Origin of the sequence: Aminiphilus sp., assembly GCF_029975095.1 — a bacterium.
Lineage (GTDB): Bacteria > Synergistota > Synergistia > Synergistales > Aminiphilaceae > Aminiphilus.
This window is the reverse complement of record NZ_JARKPW010000233.1, coordinates 1-4,324: the sequence shown is the minus strand read 5'-3', so window position 1 is coordinate 4,324 and position 4,324 is coordinate 1. Positions and strand designations below refer to the sequence as shown.

Below are 4,324 nucleotides of genomic sequence, written 5' to 3'. Positions count from 1 at the left end.
AGGGGATCTTCGGCGGCACGCATACGCCGGACGAAAAGTACGAGAAAAACGGCCCCCGTCAGGGTGAGAAGGGTCCCGTTCCAGGACGGAAGACGGGATGTTCCCAGCATGAGGCACACCAGAGCGCATCCGTAGATGAAGCCTCCTCGAACGTCGATCCTCCGGTTTTGCGTCTCCACCCACTCGGCCCGTATGAACCGGAAAACGAGAAGGAGGGCAAAAACGCCCACCGCCGCATTGGACAAGAAGATTCCCCGCCATCCCAGCTGATGCACGAGCCACCCGCCGAGAAAGGGTCCTGCGGAGGCCCCCGTGTAGACCGCCGCAACGTTGATCCCCAAAGCCTCTCCTCGCTCTCCCGGAGGAAAGACCGAGGAGAGGATGGCCATGCCGGAGGTGAGCATGAACGCTCCCCCCACACCCTGAAGCGCCCGCAAGGCGAGAAAGAGCGCCATGGAAGGAGCTGCTCCCGCCCCGATCGTGGCAAGGGTGAACAGGCCGAGCCCCAGGGCGAGGACACGTTTTCTTCCGTACATATCTCCGACTTTGCCCGCAGGAACGAGAAAAATCGCCGTGGCGAGAAGGTTCGCCGCTGCAACCCAGCTCAGAAGGATCGCACCGGCGGAGAATTCCTCCTGAATCGCCGGGAGAGCGATGTTCACCGCGGAAATCATGAAGGGCGAGAGGAACGCCGTGATCGCGGAGACAACAAGCACGACCCGTTTCGAGACGGCCCCTCCTTCAACGACGTTTCTCCCAGGGGTTTCTTCGTCACACAATGTCATCGAGCGACCTCCATTTCTCAGGATCGGAAAGACCTGCCGCCACAGAGTTCGCCTCTCCGCAAACGTCCGCACTCCCGACCCGGGTATTTTTCGGCTGAGACATCTCCGGAGAGGACAGGGAGAGTTTCCTCTTCCTCCGGGGAACGTTTTCGCCCGGGGGATGAGGCGCTGCGATGCATACCCAACCCCCCTATCGAAAATCCGTGCCCCTATTCTCCCAGATCGACGGGGAGAAGCAAACAGCCAAAACTCACACAAACGAACGTTCCCCGGAGGAAAGATCTGGAGTATGCTGGTTTTCGCGAGCGAAACGATTTCGGAACGACATCTCCATCCTGCGCAACAACAGGAAACCACATACCGCCACGAAGGAGGTCTTCGCAGTGAAAAAGACGACACGCACCACGACATCCGAAACACTCTTTTCCGAGCGGCGCAAGGATTTCCCCTCACTCTCCAGAACGCACAACGGCCTGCCGCTGGCCTATCTGGACGGGCCGGGAGGAACACAGATCCCCCGGTACGTCATCGAAGCCATGGTGCACTATTATTCGAACTGCAATGCCAATTCCCACGGATTCTTCGTCACGACACAGGAATCGGACTGCGTCATCGAAGAGGCCCGTAAAGCCATGGCGACGTTTCTCGGTGCGGAAGGGCCGCACACCATCTCTTTCGGGGCGAACATGACCACCTTGAATTTCTCCCTGAGCCATGCCCTGGAATCCACCCTCCAACCTGGAGACGAAGTGCTCATCACTCAGCTCGACCACGAGGCCAACCGGGGCCCCTGGCTCCGCCTCCGCTCAAAGGGCGTTCTGGTTCGGGAGATCGCCCTCCGGAAAGACGGAACGCTGGACTACGACGATTTCCGGAGTAAAACGAACGAACGCACTCGCCTGACGGCTCTGGGGTTCTCCTCAAACGCTCTCGGGACGGTGAACGACATCGCCCTCGCCAGAGAACTCACCTATCGGGCGGGTTCCCTCCTCCTGGTGGATGCCGTACACGGAGCACCGCACTTTCCTCTGGACGTGCGCGCGCTCGGGCTGGACTTCCTCCTCTGCTCCGCCTACAAGTTCTACGGCCCCCACGTGGGGATCCTCTATGCCCGGGAAGGCCTTCTGGAGCGCCTGAACCCCGACCGTCTCCGCACCCAGGATCAGCGGGCACCCTTCCGCATCGAGACGGGAACGCTGAATCACGCCGCCATTGCGGGTGTCAAGGCCGCCGTGGAGTACATCGCCTCCTTCGGAGACGGGGCGGACCTCCGGGAAAAGATCACAAGTGCGATGAACCGCATCGGCGAGGCCGAACACGTCCTTGCAAAGGAACTCTACGAAGGACTCCGGAATATTCCCGGCGTGACCGTCCACGGTCCGTCCTTCACCGTCCCCGACAGGGCCCCCACCGTCTCCTTCACGCTCGAAGGACACAGACCGCCTGAAATCTGCAGCTTCCTGAACGAAAGAGCCATCTGTGCCTGGGACGGAGACTTCTATGCCATCCGTCCCGTCGAAATCCTCGGTCTTCTCGAGCAGGGCGGACTCGTGCGGCTCGGCCTCTCCCTCTATAACACGAGAGACGAGGTACAACGCGCTCTCGATGCCGTCAGGGAGCTGGCGGAAACCGCGAAGAAGCGAAAGAAGTGAGCCGAAGGAATCAGAAAAACAAGGACTGCTGTGACGTGCGACAGGGACCTTCGATACTGTCGTCATCGAAGGCTTTTCATGCATAATGATTCAGCAGTTCGCTTTTCAGAAAAAGAGACGAGATCCATACAGCCGGGAAGGGCCACCGAAACGTAACGACTTCGGGGGTACGGCAGGACGACACGGAGGTCGAAAAATGCCCGTTTCTCGCGAAGAACGCACCATCGTCCGTATCGCGATCGGCTTCGGCCTCCTCCTGGGATGGCTCGACACGCTCATGCGGGGAAGAGACGCCCTGTCCGGTCTCGTTCGAAACGACATCTTTCCCGAAGGCAACGCCCTTCCCGCCTTCGTATTTCTTGCAGCGCACATTTTCTCCTTTCTCGCCGTCGCCGTCGCAGCCCGGTCTCCGGGCTTTCTTCCGGGAAGACGGTTTCTTCAGTTGTCCGGCGGCATTCTCGCCCTTGCGTTTCCGCTTGCCGCCTCGCTGGGCTCCCTCTTCGGCGAAGGAGCGATTCTTCTCGCCTCCGGCCTCTCCGGAGCGGGAACGGCTTTCCTCGTAGGAGGATGGGCAGCCGCCTTCTGCACTCTTCCCAGGCAGGAGGCGGCTCTCGCCTACGGTCTCGCCGCCTTTTTCGCCGTCCTCTCCGTACTCTACGCCTCCGCGTGGAACGGTGCGGCCACCCTGCTGCCCTTCGCGGGGCCCGTCGTCTCCGCATTGCTCCTCTTCACCGCGCCACCGCCAGGAGAAGCGAGCGACACGTTTTCGGAGAAGGTCGATACGGAGACGCTCCGCCCCTGGAGATTCGCCCTGTTTCTCACAACCGCCTATATCCTCTACGGTCTTGGAAGCGGCATGTTCTCCCTGCTCACCTCCACGCTCTCCCGCCATGCGTACGACAACTATCTCGTGGCCCGGGGCGTGGCGCCGCTCGTCGCCCTCGGACTTCTTTCCGTGACATCCCGGGAACTTCCCAGCCCTTTCTATCGCTTCTCTCTCTTTCTCGTGGGAGCGAGCTTTCTTCTGCTCCCCCTGCCCAGACTCTCGGGAATCTCCGCCTACCTGCTGGAGGGCGGGCTTGCCATTTTCGATCTCTACGCATGGCTTCTCCTTATCCGGTGGGGCCGCTCCGCAGGCCCCCACAAAGACTCGGTCCTCCATTTCGGCCTGTTCCTCATCTCCGGAGCCCTCGCGGTGGGGACACTCAACCCTCTTGCCGTCGCAAAGACGACATTCTCACTCTTCGCCGAGGGGCATGCCTATCTCGCCCCCTTCCTCACCGCCATCCTTCTGCTTCTCTGCGCACTCTACGTCCCTGAAGGCCCGGCGAAAAACCGGAACTCCGGCGGCGGCCTCCCTCCGGACAAGGACCAATCCCCTGACACCCCCCTTCCACCTGTTTCGGGAAACCGCTCCGCGCCGCCGCTCTTCCTCCAGACACATCATGCCGCCGAAGCATTATCCTCCGGACAGACGGAACTTTTTCCCTCCACAGAAGCGCGCCACGGTGAAAAAGACGCCTCCCACCCCGAAAAAGAGAACCGTGCGAACAACGAGGTCGATACGGAACTGCAGGAGTTCTCCCTTCGCCTTCGCCTCGAATCTTTAGGCCTGACCCGCCAGGAAAGCAGTATCGTCCTGCTCCTGCTCCAAGGACTCAAGGATCAGGAGATGTGCACTCGCCTCGTCATCTCCCGGAATACACTCAAGTACCATCTGCGCAACATCTATCGCAAACTGGCGATTTCCAGCCGAAAGGAGCTTCCAGGACTTTTCGAAGCGGACAGAACAGCCTCTTCCTGATTTCTCGGGAAGGTCTTTGTCTCACCCCATACCCCCTCCCCGAAACGTTCTCTCGGAATCTCCACGAGCATATCGCTCCGGGT

Annotated in this window: 3 protein-coding genes; 2 read left to right on the top strand and 1 reads right to left on the bottom strand. The window is 60.4% G+C overall.

All coding sequences use genetic code 11. The features are described from left to right. Positions 1–785 (bottom strand): MFS transporter (locus Q1K49_RS14360; protein WP_300526656.1); only part of this gene is annotated, 785 nt, incomplete at its 3' end. Between the two features lie 383 nt (positions 786–1,168). Here Q1K49_RS14360 and Q1K49_RS14355 point away from each other — a divergent pair. Together Q1K49_RS14355 and Q1K49_RS14350 are read left to right on the top strand one after the other, a co-directional pair. After that, positions 1,169–2,437 carry a cysteine desulfurase-like protein gene (locus Q1K49_RS14355; RefSeq protein WP_300526655.1) on the top strand — a complete coding sequence of 423 codons (1,269 nt, stop codon included), beginning with the start codon at positions 1,169–1,171 and terminating at the stop codon, positions 2,435–2,437. 196 nt (positions 2,438–2,633) lie between these two features. Beyond that, positions 2,634–4,241, top strand: coding sequence for a LuxR C-terminal-related transcriptional regulator (locus Q1K49_RS14350; protein ID WP_300526654.1), 1,608 nt, complete (start codon positions 2,634–2,636; stop codon positions 4,239–4,241). Positions 4,242–4,324: the final 83 nt, after the last annotated feature.

Bases quoted from the DNA above. Each gene is read 5' to 3' on its own strand.
- Q1K49_RS14350 (WP_300526654.1), top strand. From the start codon at position 2,634: ATGCCCGTTTCTCGCGAAGAACGCACCATCGTCCGTATCGCGATCGGC.